The 19,637-nt window shown below is 35.8% G+C and carries 22 protein-coding genes and 1 riboswitch; of the genes, 14 read left to right on the forward strand and 8 right to left on the reverse strand.

Going from position 1 to position 19,637, the window contains the following annotated elements; translation table 11 throughout:
* Position 1: 1 nt before the first annotated feature.
* From HRG09_RS03850 to HRG09_RS03880, 7 genes are all read left to right on the forward strand, one after another.
* Positions 2-1,402, forward strand: coding sequence for a sensor histidine kinase (locus HRG09_RS03850; RefSeq protein WP_174099442.1), 1,401 nt, complete (start codon positions 2-4; stop codon positions 1,400-1,402).
* Positions 1,403-1,714: 312 nt separating this feature from the next.
* Entirely contained in the window at positions 1,715-2,404 is a 690-nt protein-coding gene (locus tag HRG09_RS03855; RefSeq protein WP_309231999.1) for a FadR/GntR family transcriptional regulator, read from the forward strand.
* A gap of 172 nt (positions 2,405-2,576) precedes the next feature.
* Entirely contained in the window at positions 2,577-3,296 is a 720-nt protein-coding gene (locus tag HRG09_RS03860; RefSeq protein WP_174099443.1) for a (Fe-S)-binding protein, read from the forward strand.
* A gap of 16 nt (positions 3,297-3,312) precedes the next feature.
* The gene (locus tag HRG09_RS03865) at positions 3,313-4,734 is read left to right on the forward strand and encodes a LutB/LldF family L-lactate oxidation iron-sulfur protein (RefSeq protein WP_174099444.1); all 1,422 of its coding nucleotides are present in this window, start codon (positions 3,313-3,315) and stop codon (positions 4,732-4,734) included.
* The gene (locus tag HRG09_RS03870) at positions 4,734-5,444 is read left to right on the forward strand and encodes a LutC/YkgG family protein (protein ID WP_174099445.1); all 711 of its coding nucleotides are present in this window, start codon (positions 4,734-4,736) and stop codon (positions 5,442-5,444) included. The genes HRG09_RS03865 and HRG09_RS03870 overlap by 1 nt, the downstream gene beginning before the upstream one ends.
* Before the next feature lie 85 nt (positions 5,445-5,529).
* On the forward strand, positions 5,530-6,279 hold the full coding sequence (locus tag HRG09_RS03875) for a prepilin peptidase (RefSeq protein ID WP_375335747.1): 750 nt from the start codon (positions 5,530-5,532) through the stop codon (positions 6,277-6,279).
* A 15-nt stretch (positions 6,280-6,294) separates the two neighbouring features.
* Positions 6,295-6,666 carry a cyclic-phosphate processing receiver domain-containing protein gene (locus HRG09_RS03880; RefSeq protein WP_174099447.1) on the forward strand — a complete coding sequence of 124 codons (372 nt, stop codon included), beginning with the start codon at positions 6,295-6,297 and terminating at the stop codon, positions 6,664-6,666.
* Here HRG09_RS03880 and HRG09_RS03885 read toward each other — a convergent pair.
* The 7 genes from HRG09_RS03885 to phaQ form a co-directional block, all read right to left on the reverse strand.
* Positions 6,635-7,486: a formate/nitrite transporter family protein gene (locus tag HRG09_RS03885; protein WP_174099448.1), complete on the reverse strand. Its 852-nt coding sequence runs from the start codon at positions 7,484-7,486 to the stop codon at positions 6,635-6,637. The two genes, HRG09_RS03880 and HRG09_RS03885, sit on opposite strands and share 32 nt — an antisense overlap.
* Before the next feature lie 231 nt (positions 7,487-7,717).
* A complete protein-coding gene (locus HRG09_RS03890) occupies positions 7,718-8,515 on the reverse strand; it encodes a TerC family protein (RefSeq protein WP_174099449.1) in 798 nt (265 codons plus the stop codon).
* A gap of 80 nt (positions 8,516-8,595) precedes the next feature.
* Positions 8,596-8,771: riboswitch (yybP-ykoY riboswitch) on the reverse strand.
* A gap of 38 nt (positions 8,772-8,809) precedes the next feature.
* Positions 8,810-10,129 carry a TrkH family potassium uptake protein gene (locus HRG09_RS03895; protein WP_174099450.1) on the reverse strand — a complete coding sequence of 440 codons (1,320 nt, stop codon included), beginning with the start codon at positions 10,127-10,129 and terminating at the stop codon, positions 8,810-8,812.
* A gap of 117 nt (positions 10,130-10,246) precedes the next feature.
* A complete protein-coding gene (locus HRG09_RS03900; protein WP_000241213.1) occupies positions 10,247-10,432 on the reverse strand; it encodes an alpha/beta-type small acid-soluble spore protein in 186 nt (61 codons plus the stop codon).
* A gap of 172 nt (positions 10,433-10,604) precedes the next feature.
* On the reverse strand, positions 10,605-11,048 hold the full coding sequence (locus HRG09_RS03905; RefSeq protein WP_174099451.1) for a MaoC family dehydratase: 444 nt from the start codon (positions 11,046-11,048) through the stop codon (positions 10,605-10,607).
* Between the two features lie 101 nt (positions 11,049-11,149).
* Positions 11,150-11,674 (reverse strand): polyhydroxyalkanoic acid inclusion protein PhaP, encoded by a 525-nt coding sequence (phaP, locus tag HRG09_RS03910; RefSeq protein WP_174099452.1) that lies wholly within the window; start codon positions 11,672-11,674, stop codon positions 11,150-11,152.
* 42 nt (positions 11,675-11,716) lie between these two features.
* Entirely contained in the window at positions 11,717-12,169 is a 453-nt protein-coding gene (phaQ, locus tag HRG09_RS03915; protein WP_174099453.1) for a poly-beta-hydroxybutyrate-responsive repressor, read from the reverse strand.
* Positions 12,170-12,367: 198 nt separating this feature from the next.
* Here phaQ and phaR point away from each other — a divergent pair, with 198 nt between their 5' ends.
* The 5 genes from phaR to HRG09_RS03940 all read left to right on the forward strand — a co-directional run bounded on the left by phaR (position 12,368) and on the right by HRG09_RS03940 (position 17,630).
* A complete protein-coding gene (gene phaR / locus HRG09_RS03920; protein WP_174099454.1) occupies positions 12,368-12,850 on the forward strand; it encodes a polyhydroxyalkanoic acid synthase subunit PhaR in 483 nt (160 codons plus the stop codon).
* Positions 12,851-13,007: 157 nt separating this feature from the next.
* Positions 13,008-13,751 (forward strand): acetoacetyl-CoA reductase, encoded by a 744-nt coding sequence (locus HRG09_RS03925; RefSeq protein WP_174099455.1) that lies wholly within the window; start codon positions 13,008-13,010, stop codon positions 13,749-13,751.
* Between the two features lie 83 nt (positions 13,752-13,834).
* Entirely contained in the window at positions 13,835-14,920 is a 1,086-nt protein-coding gene (gene phaC / locus HRG09_RS03930) for a class III poly(R)-hydroxyalkanoic acid synthase subunit PhaC (protein WP_174099456.1), read from the forward strand.
* Positions 14,921-15,063: 143 nt separating this feature from the next.
* Positions 15,064-16,257 (forward strand): NAD(P)/FAD-dependent oxidoreductase, encoded by a 1,194-nt coding sequence (locus HRG09_RS03935; RefSeq protein ID WP_174099457.1) that lies wholly within the window; start codon positions 15,064-15,066, stop codon positions 16,255-16,257.
* Positions 16,258-16,280: 23 nt separating this feature from the next.
* The gene (locus HRG09_RS03940) at positions 16,281-17,630 is read left to right on the forward strand and encodes a TrkH family potassium uptake protein (protein WP_174099458.1); all 1,350 of its coding nucleotides are present in this window, start codon (positions 16,281-16,283) and stop codon (positions 17,628-17,630) included.
* Between the two features lie 37 nt (positions 17,631-17,667).
* On the opposite strand, the gene HRG09_RS03945 is transcribed toward HRG09_RS03940, so the two are convergent.
* Positions 17,668-18,003, reverse strand: a complete 336-nt coding sequence (locus tag HRG09_RS03945) for a DUF3905 domain-containing protein (RefSeq protein WP_174099459.1) — start codon at positions 18,001-18,003, stop codon at positions 17,668-17,670.
* A 173-nt stretch (positions 18,004-18,176) separates the two neighbouring features.
* Here HRG09_RS03945 and HRG09_RS03950 point away from each other — a divergent pair, with 173 nt between their 5' ends.
* On the forward strand, positions 18,177-18,329 hold the full coding sequence (locus HRG09_RS03950; protein ID WP_000240797.1) for a hypothetical protein: 153 nt from the start codon (positions 18,177-18,179) through the stop codon (positions 18,327-18,329).
* 227 nt (positions 18,330-18,556) lie between these two features.
* A complete protein-coding gene (locus tag HRG09_RS03955) occupies positions 18,557-19,633 on the forward strand; it encodes a putative 2-aminoethylphosphonate ABC transporter substrate-binding protein (RefSeq protein WP_174099460.1) in 1,077 nt (358 codons plus the stop codon).
* Positions 19,634-19,637: the final 4 nt, after the last annotated feature.

A 19,637-nucleotide genomic window follows, 5' to 3' on the forward strand; every position in this document is an offset into this window, starting at 1 on the left:
CATGTTTACGATGGTACAAAAGCTTTGGCTTACGGTAGTATGTGCAGTATGTGTAACAGTTTCTTTTCTCTATTTCGTGTCCTTATATTCATATGAAAAGTTATATGTTCAAAACATTGAAGACTCATTAATAATGGAAGGAAAAAGACTTGTATCTCAATATAAAAAGGACGAGGGTACGTTAGCGTTTGGAGAAAAAGTTCAGGCATTTGATCGTATCTCGAGTGCGGATGTACTTTTTATAAGCAACCCTCGTGATTTAAGTGCTTGTTTACCTTTTGATGTACATCATCATTCTCTGATTAGTGAGGATGATAGACAAACATTATTGGATGGAAAGACGGTTACAAAAGTTGGATATGAAGAACATTTCGATCGTAATATTATGGGAGTTGTCATTCCTGTTTTAGATGGTAAGAAGTTAGTTGGGATTGTGTACTCATATATTCCATTAAAGAGTATTAAAGATTTAATTTATGATATGGGGCTTATTTTGGCTCCGTTAGCTTTAGTTATGATTTTACTTACAATATGGATTGGTAGAAAAATTATTATTGCGATTACAAAGCCGCTCTCACAAATGGAACAAGTTGCGAATCATATGGCAACAGGAGATTTTTCTGAGCGTATTACAATTTCATCTGAAGATGAAATTGGTCGTCTAGGTAAAGCATTTAACAAAATGGCAACTTCATTGGAGACTGAAGATACGAAACGTAAGGAGTTTTTAGCGAACGTGTCTCATGAACTTCGGACGCCACTTAGTTATATTAAAGGGTATAGTGAAGCAATTTTAGATGGCGTTGCAAAGGGAGAACAGCAATCGAAATTTACGCAGCTTATCCATAAAGAAGCGGGGCGCATGCAGCGGCTTGTGCATGATTTGTTAGACCTTGCACAGCTAGAAGGGGAGCATTTCCCATTAAAGAAACAACCAATCGTATTCGCACAGCTCATTGAAGATGTACTTGAAACGTATGAATTGAAAAGTACAGAGAAACAACTGCATATTTCAACGGATCTTGATCCAGATATTATTGTTATGATTGATGAGGATCGGATGCAACAAGTGCTTCATAACTTGTTAGATAATGCTATACGTTATACAAATCAAAATGGTAGTATTATCATACATTTGGAGAAAAAAGATAAGTGTTGCGAATTGAGAATAAAAGATACGGGAATTGGAATTGATTCAGAACATCTAGAGCAGCTCGGAGAAAGGTTCTACCGGGTAGATAAGGCGAGAAGTCGTCAGCATGGCGGGACTGGTTTAGGGCTTGCTATTGTAAAACAAATTGTGCATATCCATGAGGGAGAGTGGCAGGTTGAAAGTCAAAAAGGAAAGGGCACAACAGTTATTATAAAATTACAGATAAATGAAGAAGGAAGCATGTTTTAGGTAAAGCATGCTTCTTTTATTGAATTACTTAAAGAACACCTAATGAACCAGCTTGATTCAGATGTTATATAGATAGGAATAAAGGCGAATCATCTAGAGGGAATACTAAGTATAAACCATTAATGGGTATAATAACCATTAATTCCCTCCATATAACAAAAATTTGGCGATTTTATGAACAAAACATTTGTACTTCTTACCAATTCGTTCTAAAATAGGTATGGATGCAATGTTCTTATAAATCGTTTTAATTGTTGTTTGGATGATACTGAGGTGATTTAACTGGAATACAAATCTATTAAACCGAAAAAAATTTACGAAGAGGTATCTGAAGCCATTTTAACAATGATTAAAAATGGTACGTTAAAACCTGGTGACAAACTTCTTCCTGTTCATCAATTAGCTGAGCAGTTTCAAGTTGGCAGATCTGCAGTTCGTGAAGCGCTAAGTGCTTTACGGGCAATGGGCTTAATTGAAATGAAACAAGGGGAAGGGACATATGTGAAAAACTTCGATTCTTCAGCATTAACAAAGTCGTTAAATCATACGTTGTTAATGAAGAAAGAAGATATTTTAAATTTATTAGAAGTGCGAAAAGTGCTTGAAGTGGGGGCAGTTCGAGTAGCTGCAGCAAAACGTACAGAAGATAATTTACAAAATATGAAGCACTGGTTAGATGAAATGGCAAAAAGCATTGGGAATGAAAAAGCTGGTGAAAAAGCGGATTTTCATTTTCATATGGGGATTGCAGAGTCTTCACATAATAACATCTTACTTGAACTCATGAATCATGTTTCAGAAATGATTGCTGAAACAATTGGTGAGTCAAGACGCATTATTTTATATGGTGAGCAAACAACAGCAGAGCGCCTTTTAGAAGAGCATCAAGCTATTTATGATGCGGTATTAGAGCAAGATGTAGAATCTGCACAGCAAGCAATGCTAAATCATTTAACAAATGTAGAGCATATTGTCACAGGTAGAAGAGGTATAAATTCGTGATTTAGTCTTTCGAAATTTTATTTTTTTGATAAAATAGAAGAAAGGTTAGGTAAGCGTTTTCTTTTTAGGGAAAGGATTAGGTAGGAAAATTATTCCTAACTTCTTCTTTCTATCTAATCATCTGATGACCATATGAATGTTGGCGAAGTTGTAATGAGGGGGAATTATAATTATGAAAGTTACTTTGTTTGTTACTTGCTTAGTCGATATGTTTGAAACAAATGTCGGGAAAGCAACAGTTGAATTGTTGGAGCGTTTAGGTTGTGAAATTGAATTTCCAGAAGCGCAAGTTTGTTGCGGTCAACCAGCTTATAATAGCGGACATGCAGAGGCAGCGAAAGAAGCGATGAAACATATGATTGAAACTTTTGAAGATGCAGAATATATCGTTACGCCATCTGGTTCTTGTGCGACAATGTTTCACGAGTATCCACACGTTTTTAAAGATGATCCAAAGTGGGCAGCACGTGCACAAAAAGTGGCAGATAAAACCTTTGAATTAACACAATTTATTGTAGATGTGTTAAAAGTTACAGATGTTGGCGCTAGCTTAGAAGGTACAGCAACTGTCCATAAATCTTGTCATATGACACGTATGCTTGGAGTAAAGGAAGCACCAGGAATTTTACTATCAAATGTGAAAGGATTAACTGTAAAAGAACTACCAAACGTACAAAATTGTTGTGGTTTTGGGGGAACGTTTTCAGTTAAGATGACACCAATTTCTGAGCAAATGGTAGATGAGAAAGTTGATAGTGTAATGGAAACGGGTGCTGATTATTTAATCGGTGCTGACTGTGGGTGTTTGTTAAACATTGGCGGACGTATTGAGCGCTTAGGTAAAGAGGTAAAAGTAATGCATATTGCTGAGGTATTGAATAGTCGCTCATGAAGGGGGAACATAAGCTATGTCTATGAAAATCAGTGAGAAAAAATTTAATGATCGCGTTGACGAAGGAATTCAAGATTCATTTATGCGCGGAGCAGTATCTTCTGCACAAACGCGCTTATATACAAATCGATTAAAAGCAGCCGATGAATTAGGAAACTGGGAAGAGTGGCGTGAACTTGGTGAACAAATTCGTCAGCATACATTAGAAAATCTAGACTATTATTTAATGCAACTGAGTGAAAATGTATCTAAAAGAGGCGGGCATGTTTTCTTTGCAAAAACGAAAGAAGAAGCAGCGCAGTACATTCAAGAAGTAGCGAAAAAGAAGCAAGCGAAAAAAGTTGTGAAATCAAAGTCGATGGTAACGGAAGAAATTAGTATGAACCATGCGCTTGAAGAAATTGGTTGTGAAGTGTTAGAGAGTGACTTAGGTGAGTACATCCTGCAAGTGGATAACGATCCACCATCTCATATCATTGCACCAGCACTTCATAAAAACAGAACGCAAATTCGTGATGTATTTAAAGAAAAGCTAGGATATGAAAATTCTGATGATCCATATGAAATGACAAAGTTTGTTCGTAAGCAACTTCGGGAAAAATTTATGGATGCTGAAATTGGGGTAACGGGGTGTAACTTCGCAGTTGCAAATACAGGTTCCCTTTGTTTAGTAACAAACGAAGGAAATGCTGACCTTGTTATGTCGATTCCAAAAACACAAATTGCAGTAATGGGTATGGAACGTATGGTTCCAACGATGGAAGAATTAGATGTTCTTGTTGGTTTACTGTGCCGCAGTGCGGTTGGACAAAAACTAACAAGTTATGTAACAGTAGCAGGACCAATTCAAGAAGAGGAAGTAGATGGACCAGAAGAATTCCATTTAGTTGTCGTAGATAATGGACGTTCTCAAATTCTTGGCTCTGAATTCCGCCAAGTCTTACAATGTATTCGCTGTGCAGCTTGTGTAAACGTATGTCCTGTATATCGTCATGTAGGTGGACATTCTTACGGTTCTATTTATTCAGGACCAATTGGTGCTGTATTAACACCGCTTTTAGGTGGATACGATGATTATAAAGAATTGCCATATGCATCTAGTTTGTGCGGAGCATGTACAGAAGCTTGTCCGGTAAAAATTCCATTACATGATTTATTATTAAAACATCGTCAAGTTATTGTTGAAAAAGAAGGACGAGCACCACTTGCAGAAAAATTAGCAATGAAGATGTTTAGTATGGGTGCCTCTTCAGCAGCCTTATACAAAATGGGATCGAAAATGGCTCCGGCAGCAATGAGCCCATTTACGTCTGGTAATCGTGTAACGAAAGGTGTAGGACCGCTGAAAAACTGGACGGATATTCGTGAGTTCCCGGCTCCAAGTAAGGAAAGGTTCCGTGATTGGTATAAAGATCATAAGAAAGGCGGGGACAAGTGATGACAGGGACAATTCAAAACCGTGATTCTTTTTTAGAGAACATTGCCAAAGAACTTGATCGTGCGCGTAAAACAGAAGGCGTGCAGCGTCCAGCGTGGAAAAATAATGTAAACGTGGAAACATTGAAAGATTATTCAGAGGAAGAATTGTTAGAAGTATTTAAAAAGCAGTGTACGAACATTCATACGACTGTAATTGAAACGACAAAGGATGAACTGAGTGCAGTGATGCAAAAAGTAATTATTGAAAACGGTGGCGGCCCAATATTATTATCGGAGGATGACCGCTTTGCTACGTACGGTTTGAATTCTTTATTTTCTACAGAGCTTCCAGGCCAAAATGTTGAAGTGAACATTTGGAATCCAGAGAAAAAAGAAGAGAACATTCGCTTAGCTGAAAAAGCGAATATCGGTATTGCCTTTAGTGATTACACATTAGCAGAATCTGGTACAATTGTTGTGCAAAGTCATAAAGGACAAGGCCGTTCTTTGCATTTCTTACCTACGGTTTATTTTGCAATCATCCCACGTGAAACAATCGTACCGCGTATTACACAAGCAGTTCAGGATATGAACACGCGTGTAGAGAATGGAGAAGCAGTAGCATCTTGTATTAATTTCATTACGGGACCAAGTAACTCAGCTGATATTGAAATGAATCTTGTTGTAGGTGTACATGGACCATTAAAAGCATATTATTTTGTAGTGTAAAATGGAGAAAAGCAGGCTAAGAAATAGCCTGCTTTTTTATTAGAACAAAGATAATGCGAAATGGAAGTACCGCACTCTTTTTGTTATATTTTGGGGGAAAGGAGAGGATGGTATGACATTTTATTTATATGCTTTTTTAATAGGAACGGTGCTTGGTTCTTTTTATACGGTTGTAGCAGTACGTATTCCAATGAGACAATCTATTATTGTTCCGCGTTCTTATTGTCATGGCTGTCACCATACGCTAAGCCCGAAAGAACTTATTCCAATTGTTTCGTTTTGTTTGCAAAGAGGTCGCTGCATTCACTGTAAAATGAAAATACCTTTTATTTACACATTGTTTGAGATGATAACAGGGGTAGCGTTTCTTTTTTTTGCGTGTATGATGGGAATGGAAAAAGAGCTTCTTTTTATATGGACGTTACTTTCTTTACTTATTATTATTACAATGACAGATTTGTTCTATATGTTAATTCCAGATGTGATTTTATTTTCTTTCGCCTGTTTATTTATGATAGAGATTATTTTTATCCCTCTTGTTCCTTGGTGGGATAGCTTGATAGGTGGAGGAACGATATTTATTGTATTATATCTCGTTCAAATTATATTTCCGGATGGACTTGGAGGAGGCGATGTGAAATTACTTTCACTACTTGGGTTTATAATAGGAGCGAAAGCAATTTTTATTGTGCTTTGTTTTGCTTCTAGCACGAGTCTTTGTTTTTTCGGAATGGCTATTTTATTAAGACGGATGAATCGAAAACAAGCTTTACCATTTGGACCGTTTATTGCACTTGGAACAGTCTGTTATTTGACTATAGTATATTTGGAGTAAAAGGAGAGGTAGAGGATGAACGTGTATATGGATGATCAAAGGCTTTGTCCATTCGGTTATGTTTTAGTAACAACGGTGGAAGAGGCTATCAAAATTGTTAGAGACCATGATGTGAGTATCCTCTCTCTTGACTATAATATGGGATGGCGTCAAAAAAATGGTTTGGATTTTTTAGAAATTTTTTGTACAGAAGGTCTTTACGCAAAGGAAATTCATTTACATACAAACGATTCAATTGGTATGCAGTATATGTTGGACCGGATAAATAAGGGGAAAGAAGTGAGCGAGATTTTTTCAAATATACAGGTGAAATGTACTGGAAGTAAAAAAGCTCCAAGGGGTCCTTGGAACTTTTTTAGTGTTTCATATGTGCTTGTAAAGGTATAATCTCTTCTTGTTGAATTGCTTCTAAGTTATCTTCTGCCGCTTTAGGCTCTGGATTTTTTATAGTTAAATAATGATACACCATACCAACGAATACGGATCCACCAATAATGTTCCCAATTGTAACCGGAATTAAGTTATGAATAGCACCGGCGAAAGAGATTGTATCAGGGTGTGGTGATACTAAAGATAATGCAAATAGTGATAAGTTTGCAATGCTATGTTCATAACCAGATAAGAAGAAAGTGAAGACCAGAAACATCATCATAAGTATTTTTGCTGTATCTCCTTTTACTTGAGAGGGAAGGAAACATGCAAGGCACACAAGCCAGTTACATAAAATCGCTTTGAAAAATAATTGCATTGTAGGTGTTCCCATTTTTCCTTCAACGACTGTATTCATTAAGTGTTCATGATCAATTGCTTCAAAAATACCAGTTGCATAAAATAGTAATGCGAAAAATACTGCACCTGCTAAATTACCTGCATAACAAGCACCCCAATTGCGAAGTGTATCGACAATTGTAGTTTCTTTTCGCAGAGTCGAGACTGTAAAATACATTGTATTCCCTGTAAATAATTCAGCTCCGCCATATATAATTAAGATAAGTGCAATTCCAAAAAACATAGAAGCTGCTAAATATGTTCCGGGTGAATTTGCGATATGAAAAAAGTTACCTAATTTAAAACATAATACAATAATAAAACCGATATAGATGCCAGCTAGTGCAGCGCGAATGAAGTATTGCATTGGATTTGCATCCAACATTTTTTTCTTCTTCTGCGCAAGTTGTACAACGTAAGCTAATCCTTGTTCTAGCATAAGTAATACGCTCCTTTAGTGCATTGTCTGTAAATACTCCTTATATGAATAAAGTACATGTATTTACTCCTAGTTTCAATAAGTTTGTGCAATATTTCACAAAAAGGACATACCTTCAAAATGAAAGCGTTAACAAATTGTATTATAATATTATATGCTTGAAAAAAGAGGGAAAGTAACACTCAATGGATCCTTTATCTATTTTTGAGGTCAATGAAAAAAGCGCTGTTGTTACAGCGCTTTTTCATCCAAATTCTTTTGTGTAGTTTGGACACTTGTATCTTTTGAGAAGAACCAACCGCCAGCTGCAATTCCGATTAATACAGTCCAGAATATTAATTTCCATGTAGTAGACTCTGGGAAACTGTGTGGAATAACACCTAAAGCAGGGTGAGCTAATGTGTAAACAGCTAATTTAACACCAACCCAACCAACAATTAAGAAAGCAGCAGTTTCTAATCCTGGTTTACGTTTTAATAGTTGTACGAACGCAGTCGCAGCAAATCGCATAATAATTAATCCAATCATCCCACCTGCAAAAATAACTAGGAACTGTCCTGTATCAAGGCTACCAATTGTACCAAGACCTGTTTTTGGTAAAGTCATTGCTAATGCAACAGCCGCTAAAATAGAATCAACAGCAAACGCAATATCAGCAACTTCAACTTTAAATACTGTCCACCAAAAATTTTCTTGTTTCTTTTTTGATTCTTTTTCTGCAGCTTCCTCATGTGAATTCTTCTTAACATATGTTTTGAATAAGTGGTTACCAGCGATAAACATTAAGTAAATCGAACCGATTGCTTGCACTTGCCATACGTCGACTAAGAAAGAAATCATAAACAATGATCCGAAGCGGAAGACGAAAGCTCCTGCTAAACCGTAAAATAATGCTTTTTTTCGTTTTTCTTCTGGTAAATGTTTTACCATGATTGCAAGAACTAGCGCGTTATCAGCTGCTAAAATTCCTTCCAGTGCAACTAAAATTAATAATACCCAACCATACTCCAATAATAATGATACATCCATGTACATTCTCCTCTCATTTGTATAAATATTAAACAAGTGAAGAGGTTTCCCCACTGTTTAGTTTCCCCATACTCCAGCTTATCAACGGTGGGAGGAACTGGAAAAAATGCAAAAAAGACCTCTGCCGTCAATAGGCAAAGGTCTTGCTAGACATATGTAATGAAATGCCAACAAAGCCGGAAGAACTAGGTTCTACGTAATGACGACTTTGTTTCCAAGAATAAATTCTCGGACGCTACTCCCCTTTGGAGATATGCTATTGTATTTTTATTATATGGATAATGTAAATGTTTGTCAACCTGTTAAAATGTCTTCGTTTGGATATTTTACCTTTCTTTGTTTTTTTCGTGCAAAAGAAAATGCTAATGTTAAAGGACCCATTTTTCCAAAAAACATCATAAATATAATAGTTAATTTCCCAATTATTGTGAGTTTTGGGGTAAGTCCCATACTGAGCCCAACAGTCCCAAATGCTGAAAATACTTCAAAGGCACTCAGTAAGAGGGGAACTTGTTCAGTGATACTTAAAATTAATATAGCGAAGAAAATAAATGAGATTGAAATGACTACAATGGCAAGTGACTTTACAATTAAACCATCTTTGATTGATTTTTTAAAGATGACAATATCATCTTTCTCTTGCAAAAATTTAAGTACCCCTAATAACATAATTAAAAAGGTTGTTAATTTAATGCCTCCGCCTGTTGAAGCACTACCAGCACCGATGAACATAAGTAACATCATTAGTAAAAGTGATGGTTTTGTTAATTGAGCCATATCAACAGTATTAAATCCAGCTGTGCGTGTGGAAATGGCTTGGAAATAGGCTGCTAGTCCTTCTTCAAATGGTGTAAAGCCTTTCATGGAAATGGGATTATGGAATTCGAATATAAAAATTAAAATTGTAGCAGCTATATTTACAATAAGAGTAGATGAGAGCATAAGTTTAGAGTGTAACGTAAGGTTCTTAAAGTTGCGCTTTCTCTTTATATCCACTACGACTGTGAAGCCAATTCCGCCTAAAATAATGAGAGACGAAATGACTACGTTGACGAGTATACTATGAGACTGTGACATCAAGTTATCAGTCCAAATAGAAAATCCAGCGTTGTTAAATGCTGAAATAGCATGAAAAAAACTATAATATAGTCCGCTGGAAACACCGTATTTGGGAATCCATTCAAAAGCAAGAAGGAGGGTAGCAAAACATTCAATGGTAAAAGAAAATAAAAATAATGATTTTGCGAGACGGATTACTCCGCCGATATTTGTTTGGTTTAATGCTTGCTGTAGTAAAATTCGATTTTGGAGACCGATTTTTCTTCCGAGCATAATCGCGATTAATACAGCGAAGCTCATAATCCCGAGGCCGCCAACTTGAATGAGTGTTAAGATGACGATTTGGCCAAATAAGGTGAATACTTTTCCGGTGTCGACAACGCCGAGTCCTGTAACTGTACATGCAGAAACAGTTGTAAATAGAGCGTCTAGCCAAGAAATGGGTGTTGTAGTGGAGATAGGTAGTTTTAATAAACATGTTCCGATAATGGTTAATGTAATAAAAGATAATGTAAGTACACGAGGTGGACTCATTCTGATGTTAATCCGTTTCATAGTATACATCTGTCCTTTCGATTTGCTCTTTGTAGTATGTGAAGAAGGATGATAATGTATGTTGTCAAAAAGAAAGGAGGCAGAGTGTGTCTGCCTCCTGAAGCCATTGTTATAGGATTATCCACGTAATTGCTGTTGTGCTAAGGAAACAAGACGTTTTGTTACTTCGCCACCGACAGATCCGTTAGAACGAGATGCTGTATTAGAACCTAAGCTTACACCGAACTCTTGAGCAATTTCATATTTAAATTGTTCCAATGCTTGCTCAGCACCAGGAACAAGTAATTTATTTGTTTTTACCATTTATAACACATCCTAATGTATATTCCAGTTTATTTGTTTTTTATGAGCAGTGAAGAGGTGGGCTCACTGTATAAACTGGTATCGTTAGTGTATGTGTTATATGTTTGCTCATACACGGAAGTAATCGGTGAGATTAGAAGTTATTGGATACGAAAAAAGAGTAGCAAATTTGCTACTCTTTTTTCAGTATTGTTGCTGTCCCTTCGACAACTAGGTCATTCAATTGATTATATACATTTGTTTGCAACGTAATAATCTTTTTATCATCACGTTTTTTGATCACTTCTGCGACGACACGTAAAGTGTCACCAATTTTTACAGGTGCTCGAAATGATACATTTTGTGATAAATAAATTGTATTTTTCCCTGGTAATTTTGTTCCAAGAACGGTAGAGATAAATCCTGAAACAAGCATACCGTGTGCAATTCTTTCTTTAAACATTGTGGTTTTTGCAAAAGAGTCTAGAATATGAATTGGATTTACATCCCCAGTCAGTTTTGCAAAAGTGATAATGTCTTCATTCGTAATCGTTGTTGTTAAGGATGCTTGATCGCCAACTTGAATCTCATCATAATGAAGCTCTTGAACAGACTGTGCTTCTTGAAATGGATTCATTTTTTCCTCCTTCTTTTCCATATCGAAAAATGTAAGCCATCTTGATGTAATAGGAGGAAGAAAGAGTTTAGTTTGTTCTGCGGTAAGCTGCCACATTTTTCTTACTTGATGGAAGTAAATAGATTTTTTGAGTTTTCCTCGAACTTTTGTACGAGTTCCAACTGCGTAGATTTGAATTCTTCCAAAAAACTTTCTAGTTGTTTTTGAACCTCGTTCCGTTGAAGTTGTTGTTGTTCAATGAATTGCTTTGTTGTTTCTTCAAACTGGCCACTCGTTTGTGTAAGAATTGTCAAAGATGTTTTTGTTGGAGACACAGTTAGTTGATGAATATGATTAGAAAGTTCATTCCATTTGTCTTGCCATTCGTTAATTTGTTCATTTAAGGAATTTCCTGTGAATTGCTTCACGTATTCTGTATATTGACTATTCAATTGAGTAGTGAATTGTTGTAGTTCTTTTTCGAGTTCATCTACCCCTGCTGTTAATTTATGCAAAGCATCTTGTTGTTGTTTTAATGTTTCTAAAGTAAGTTGTTCTAATTGTTTCCCTGCTGAAGAGAAAAGGGAAAGAGAGTGTGACCAATTTTTCCAAAATGCATCGACAAGTTCGTATGGTTTAGTTTCCATTGTTTGACCTCCAAATGTTTTTTTGCATATTGTGAACGCAGATTATTCTGCTGTACCACCAGGTGAAGATGAAGAGTTTTTCTCATCCTTTTCTGGAGAAGTAGAAAATGGAAAGAATGCGTTGGTGTATAACGTAAAAAACGTCCGCAGCATATTTTGGTAATGCTCAAAAGAGGTCGCGCATGTTGCTAAATATTGCTCTCCATATTCTGTTAAAGAATAAATTCGCTTTGCTGGCCCACCTTCACTTGTATCCCAAGTAGAAGAAATAAGATTTTCTTTTTCTAACTTGCGTAATGTTCTATACACATTACCTTGGTCAACGGAAGAGAAGCCGATATCCATTAGCATTTGAATTAGTTTGTAACCGTGAAGACTCCAGTCTTTTAGACATAGAAGTAAGAAGGGAACTAAGAAGTTTTTTGGCATGGAGTTTGGTTGTTTCGCTTGGTTTTTTTCCAAACTTTCTTGTTGGCCTGGTTCATTATGTAGCATGATTGTACATCACCTCATGAATCAGTTAGATGGAATTTTTTGCTTATAAGTGCAATTTACACCTATCTGTTTTCAATGTCAATACATTTGTTAGAATATAGAAAAAAATAAAATACAGACTTGAAGTTTTATTCAGAATATTGGAAAATGGTGAATAGGTTGAATTGTTTCAAAAACGAATAAAGGAGTGTAGGAGAAGTGATTGATCAAAAATTCGATCCACTACAAGCATGGAAAGAAGCTTATGAACAGACTGAAACATTTTGGGGAAAAGCGCTCAATGAAACAATCAAAACAGAAGAGTATTCTGCTTGGATGGGAAGCGTTCTAGATTTGAACTTGTTTTATCAGAAGATGTTAAATGATGCAACGAAGGGCTATTTAGAAAAAGTGAATATACCAACTCAAGATGATATTGCAAGGGTAGCTACGCTTGTTATCAACTTAGAAAATAAAGTTGATAACATTGAAGAATTTTTGGAAGAAAAAGCAGAATCTCTAGGACAATCTCCTACGCTAAAGCGTGATGTAACAAAAGTGAAACAAGATATTCGTACATTAGAAAATAAGGTAGACAAGATTTTAGAATTACTTGAAAAACAAAATGAAGTGTTAGCAAAATTACAGGAACCCGTGAAAGAAGCGGCGAAAGCACCTGTGAAACCAGAAAATAAAAAATAGTTATGAAGCGCCTTATTTACTTGTATCAAAAAGGGGAGGGAGAATCCTTTTTGCAGGCAGTATAACGGCGAAAAAATATTATATATGGTGCTTTTTATATAAGTGCTAATTCGATTCATTCATTATCGTTCATAAATTCATTAAAGGGGGAAAAGAAATGACTCAATTAAATGGTAAAGTAGCAATCGTAACAGGTGGAGCAAAAGGGATTGGAAAAGCGATTACAGTAGCGTTAGCAACAGAGGGAGCAAAGGTTGTTATTAACTATAATAGCAGTAAAGAAGCAGCTGAAAACCTAGTGAATGAATTAGGGTTAGAAGGTCATGACGTATATGCAGTACAAGCAGATGTTTCTAAGCTAGAAGACGCAAAGCGTCTTGTAGATGAAGCGGTAAATCATTTTGGTAAGGTAGATATTCTTGTGAATAATGCTGGTATTACAAGAGATCGTACATTCAAAAAATTAAATCGTGAAGACTGGGATCGTGTAATCGATGTGAATTTAAGTAGCGTATTTAATACAACGAGTGCGGCACTTCCTTACATAACAGAATCAGAAGAAGGTAGAATCATTAGTATTTCTTCTATTATTGGACAAGCGGGTGGATTTGGCCAAACAAACTATTCAGCAGCAAAAGCTGGTATGTTAGGGTTTACAAAATCATTAGCGTTAGAACTTGCGAAAACAAATGTAACAGTGAATGCGATTTGCCCAGGATTTATTGATACAGAAATGGTAGCAGAAGTACCAGAAGATGTTCGCCAAAAAATCGTTTCTAAGATTCCAAAGAAACGTTTTGGACAAGCTGATGAGATTGCAAAAGGTGTTGTATACCTATGCCGTGATGGAGCGTATATCACTGGTCAACAGTTAAATATTAACGGCGGATTATATATGTAATGAAGGAAGAAGAAAGTGCATATCCATAGCAGGAGTGCACTTCTTTCTTGAAGAAGGAAATCAATCAAAAAGGAGATAGGAAAATGACTACATTCGTAACGGAATGGGAAAAGCAATTAGAACTATACCCAGAAGAATATCGAAAAGCATATCGTCGTTTTAAAAGAGCGAGTGAGGTTTTGTTGCGTGAACCAGAGCCACAAGTTGGTTTAACTCCCAAAGAGGTCATTTGGACGAAAAATAAAACGAAGCTGTATCGTTACATTCCAAAGCAGGAAAAAACACATTCGGTTCCAATTTTATTAATTTATGCGCTAATTAATAAGCCATATATTATGGATTTAACACCAGGAAATAGTTTGGTGGAATATTTAGTGGACCGTGGTTTTGATGTATATATGCTTGATTGGGGTACATTCGGGTTAGAAGATAGTCATTTGAAATTCGATGATTTTGTATTCGACTATATTGCAAAAGCAGTTAAAAAGGTCATGCGAACTGCAAAATCGGACGAGATTTCTTTACTTGGTTATTGCATGGGAGGAACGCTAACATCCATTTATGCAGCACTTCATCCGCATATGCCAATTCGTAATTTGATTTTTATGACAAGTCCGTTTGATTTCTCTGAAACAGGATTATATGGCCCGTTATTAGATGAAAAGTATTTTAACTTAGATAAAGCGGTGGATACATTCGGAAATATTCCACCGGAAATGATTGATTTTGGAAATAAAATGTTAAAACCGATTACAAACTTCGTTGGTCCATATGTTGCTTTACTTGATCGCTCAGAAAATGAACGCTTTGTAGAAAGCTGGAAGCTCGTTCAAAAATGGGTTGGAGATGGTATTCCATTCCCAGGTGAATCATATCGACAATGGATTCGCGATTTTTATCAAAATAATAAATTGGTTAAAGGTGAGCTCGTAATTCGAGGCCAAAAAGTAAAACTTGAAAACATTAAGGCAAATGTATTAAATATTTCTGCAAAACGTGATCATATTGCATTGCCATGCCAAGTAGAGGCGCTCTTAGATCATATTTCTAGTACAGATAAACAGTATGTGTGCTTGCCGACAGGACATATGTCAATTGTATATGGCGGAACTGCTGTAAAACAAACGTATCCTACAGTTGGAAACTGGCTTGAGGAACGCTCTAATTGAAGTAAAGCAGTGATGGCTTGAACAAATATCTTGTTTGTTCATACGAATGAAATGGAAAATCCAGCTAGTACAGACTAGCTGGATTTTTTTATGTAAAGTAACAAAAACTAAAAGGAAGGAAATTAAATTTTAGGAGCATAGTTATGAAATTAACATTAGGGAAGTTATACTGGAATGAAGAAGCTTCTATGCCTTGTTATCCACTATTAGAAAGTGATATGATATGTGATGTGTTGATTGTGGGAAGTGGTGAAACAGGTGCTCATATTGCATATTTTTTAACGCTGTTAGGAATGAAAGTTATATTGATTGATAAGCGAAAAATTGCAAATGGGAGCACGCTTGCAAATACAGGAATACTTCAAGTTGCTCATGATAAATCATTAACTTCTATGATTCATACGTTTGGAGAAGAAAAAGGGGTACGTACTTATCAGCTTTGTTATGAGGCACTACAGACATTAGAACGGGTTGTTTCAAAGTTAGATATGGACTCTTGTTTCATTCCAAAAAGCAGTTTATATTATGCGAGTCAGAATGAAGATATTTTATCCCTTCAAGAAGAGTATCGTACATTACAACGTTACGGATTTCCTGCTACGTATTTTACAGAATCTGATATTAAAAAACGATATTCATTTACAAAACCGGCGGCATTATATACAGAGGGAGATGCGGAAGTGAACCCGTATATGTTAGCACATGGTCTTATACATAAAGCAAACCAACTAGGAGCTTCTATTTTCGAAAATACAGAAGTTATGCATATTAAGTCAGTTCAAAAAGATGTAGTTTCCTATATAAAAACGGGTAAGAAAATTGTGGCGAAAGCAGTGATTATGGCTACAGGATATGAAATGCTATTTGGAAAAAAAGAAGCGAATGCAATAGTAGAAACTTCTTATGCGATCGTTACAAATGAACAAGAGCATTTTAATGGATGGCACGAACAATCATTAATTTGGGAAACGGCTCGTCCGTATTTATATTTCCGTACGTATAAGAATCGAATTATTGTAGGCGGATTGGATGAAGCTATGCAAATTCAGAAATTTGGTGATACAAAGCTATTGCATAAACGAGAAGTGCTTACTAGAATGATACAAGAGATGTTTCCAAATCTTTCAAATGTAAGAGCTGAATATTATTGGGCTGCTGCATTTGGGGGAAGTCGTGATGGACTTCCTATTTTAAAAGAAGATAGGAAAATCTCTAATTTGTACTATGCATTACCGTATGGGGGAAATGGAACTGTATATGGAATGGTATTTGCAAAACTATTTCAGCAGTTATTTACAAATAAAGAAAATGGTGATTTTTCTTTGTTTAATCGATAGAAAAAAGGTAGCGAAGTGATGGAATGAGAGATATAAAGAAATTTTTACAAAAACTACGTCCGGTGCAGCTTATTGTTTTATTCTATTTTATAGCAGTAATTGTTTCGGTCATTTTATTAAGTTTTCCATTTTTCATTAAACCGGGTGTAAAGTGGACGTTTATAGATGCGTTATTTACATCTGTTAGTGCTGTAAGTGTTACAGGACTTTCCGTCGTTTCTATTCCAGATACATTTAATACAGCAGGTATTATTGTTTTAGCGCTTGTATTACAATTAGGTGGTTTAGGAATTATGGCACTTGGTACATTTGTTTGGATGTTAACAGGGAAAAAAATTGGTCTGCAGCGAAGAAGATTAATTATGGCAGACCATAACCAAGGAAATTTGTCAGGTCTCGTTGAGCTCATGCGATCTATTTTAATTTTGATTGTTTCAATAGAAGCAGTTGGAGCCCTTCTCTTGGGAACAAGGTTTTTACTCTATTTTCCAACTTGGCAGGAAGCGTATTTTCACGGTTTTTTTGCTGCTGTTAGTGCGACGACGAATGGTGGGTTTGATTTAACAGGTCAGTCGCTTATTCCATATAAAAACGATTATATTGTACAAATTATTCATATGCTGCTTATTATTTTAGGAGCAATCGGATTTCCGGTATTAATGGAGATAAAGCAGTACTTGAGTAAGAGAAAACATCAATTATTTCGTTTTTCACTATTTACAAAACTAACGACAACGACATTTTTCTCACTTGTTATTGTTGGAACAATCGTTATTTTTTTACTGGAGCGAAATCAATTTTTATTAGGGAAAACTTGGCATGAAACGGTGTTTTATACACTGTTCCAATCCGTTACAACGAGAAGTGGCGGATTAGCGACAATGGATATACGGGAGTTGTCACAGCCGACGCTTTTATTTATGAGTGTTTTAATGTTTATTGGTGCTTCACCAAGTTCAGTTGGAGGAGGGATACGTACGACGACGTTTGCTGTAAACATCCTTTCTTTATATACGTTTGCAAAAGGTGGTAGAACGGTACGTGTCTTTAAACGCCAATTACATGAAGAAGATATTTTAAAAGCATCTGTTGTGATGACGATGGGGATTTTATTATGTGCTTCGGCGCTATTTATTTTGTCAATGACTGAAAACGTACCACTAATGAGTTTAATTGTTGAAGTATGTTCTGCATTTGGAACGACTGGACTATCGACAGGCATCACTTCTGATTTAACCACTATTGGAAAGCTTGTATTAATTATTCTTATGTTTATTGGTCGTGTTGGTATCTTAACATTTATTTTGGCTAGTGGTGGAAGAGAACGACCACCTCGCTATAAATATCCGAAAGAGAGAATTATCATTGGATAAAGTGAAACCATTCTACCTGTGAAGGTAGAATGGTTTTTTAATCGTTAATACCAAATTGAGGGTGCATAAATGAATCTTCAGCTCTATCTGCTTTGTTTTGTAACACTTCTTGATTTTCTTCTGAAATCCATCCGATATCATTTGTTGGGTGAATCCATTCCTTGCCAGCCATGATAGCCGGATCAACTTCATCACTCCAATTGTTAAGTGGGCTATTTTTTGAATTGTATTTACTATCTCCAATTACAACATTATATTGATTGATGAAAGGTTGTTGCATTTGTTTTCCTGTGCCTTTAAAGGAAGGAAAGTTCATTTGATGCGGAAGTGTCTCATCTAAAATGGGTGAATCAATTTGTTGTTTTTTCTTCAAAATAATCGTTCCTTCTTTATTGTAGTAGGAAATGTAAATTCCTTGTTCATATATAATGTTTCCCTATATATGTTACTTTGTACTTGTTAACACTTCCCATCAATAATTTTCGAATGTTTCCCCAAACTAATATAGAAAGTGATATGTCATTACAGTGAGGGAAGGTATTGTAAATGGTAAAACGAAAAGTAAAGCAACATGCGGCAATGAATCATAATAAAACTCCAAAAGAAAGTCTACCAGATGCGGAATTTGCGGTAGAGTATGAAAATGAAAATCCAGCGAAATATGCAAATCGTAATTCAAAAAAGGGTAAGCAAAAATGAGGCGTTTTTACAAACGCCTCATTTTTTTGTGGGATTTTTAATCTTTTTTTAATTATTTGTAAATTTTCTGTTTTTTAGTGGGAGAAAAACATGTAAAAACATTGAAGTAACAACGTATTACACAAAAACAAACAACAAACAAAAGATTAATGTTGGTTTAATACTGTTTTTACACTTGGCGTTTATATTGGAGTTGTACATAAGAAAAATAAAAGGAGAGAGAAACAGTGAAAAAAACATTCTTTAAAGCTGTAGCAACCGGGGTAGTATTTTCTTTATTAATGGGATGTGGTGCTAAGAAAGAAGAAACTGCGGGGGCAGAAGCGAAAGGTGACAAATTGTCCGGATCATTAACAGTTTACACAGCGATTGAAGAAGAACTTGTACCTATTTATCTTGATTCCTTTAAAAAGAAATACCCAGATGTGAAATTAAATATCGTTCGTGATTCAACTGGGGTTATTACAGCGAAATTGTTAGCGGAAGGAAAAAATACACAGGCAGATGTTGTATGGGGAACAGCAGCTTCTAGTCTTCTAGCTCTAGAAAAGAAAGAAATGTTAAAAGAATATTCTCCAAAAGGTGTAGATCGTGTACTTCCGCAATTTAAAGATGATAAAAAGCCAGAGAAATGGGTTGGAAATACGGCGTTTATGACAGGGATTGCTGTTAATAAAGAAGAGCTCAAAAAGAAAAACTTACCCATGCCAACATCATATGAAGACTTAACAAAACCAGAATATAAAGGAACGGTTGTTATGCCGCATCCAGCTTCATCTGGAACAGGTTTTTTAACGGTATCTGCATGGCTACAAATTATGGGTGAAGATAAAGGTTGGGATTACATGAAGAAACTTCATGACAATATTGCAACTTACACGCATTCAGGGTCAAAACCAGCAAAATTAGCAGGTGCCGGTGAATACCCCGTCGGAGTGTCTATGATTTATAGCGGTTTAAAAGAAAAACAAAAAGGCGCACCAATTGAAGTGGCTCTTCCAAAAGAAGGATTGGGCTGGGAAGTAGAAGCCAATGCATTAATTAAGAAAGATAATGCGAAAAACGATAAGATTGCGAAAGCGTTTTTAGATTGGGCAATTACAGATGATGTGATGAAGTTATATTTTGAGAAAAATGGATTTGCAACGATTAAAAATGATTATAAACTGCCAGATGGTTTCCCGAAAGATGTAACAGACAAGTTATATAAAAATAATGATTTCAAATGGGCAGCTGAAAATCGCGATAAAATTTTAGAACGTTGGGAAAAAGAGTTTGGTCAAAAAGCAGAACCGAAAAAGTAAGTGG

Origin of the sequence: Bacillus sp. Xin1, from assembly GCF_013314535.1 — a bacterium.
GTDB lineage: Bacteria > Bacillota > Bacilli > Bacillales > Bacillaceae_G > Bacillus_A.